The sequence below is a fragment of the Idiomarina sp. ST10R2A5 genome (assembly GCF_051842325.1).
Taxonomy (GTDB): domain Bacteria; phylum Pseudomonadota; class Gammaproteobacteria; order Enterobacterales; family Alteromonadaceae; genus Idiomarina; species Idiomarina abyssalis.
This window is the reverse complement of the sequence record NZ_JBNIEX010000062.1, coordinates 1-249: the sequence shown is the minus strand read 5'-3', so window position 1 is coordinate 249 and position 249 is coordinate 1. Positions and strand designations below refer to the sequence as shown.

Here is a 249-nt window from a genome sequence, read left to right as displayed (position 1 = left end):
CGAAGCAACCCGGACGCCTTCAGTGACGCGCCGCCCGATATCACCATGGACCGGCTTGCGAAGGTACCCCAGCCGAACGGCGTACGGTCCGTATCGCTGTGCACGACACGAACCCGGTTGGGGCCGATGCCCAGTTCGTCGGCCACCAGCTGCGCCAAACTGGTCACCAACCCCTGGCCGTGCGGCGAGGCGCCGATGCGCAGCTCGACATGGCCCGAGGTATCCATCGTGATGTCGACCGTCTCGTAG

1 protein-coding gene is annotated in these 249 nt (G+C 66.3%); it reads right to left on the bottom strand.

The annotated features are described in order from the left end of the window. On the bottom strand, positions 1 to 249 hold a 249-nt coding region (locus ACP7FG_RS13125), incomplete at both ends, for a molybdopterin cofactor-binding domain-containing protein (protein WP_439226648.1).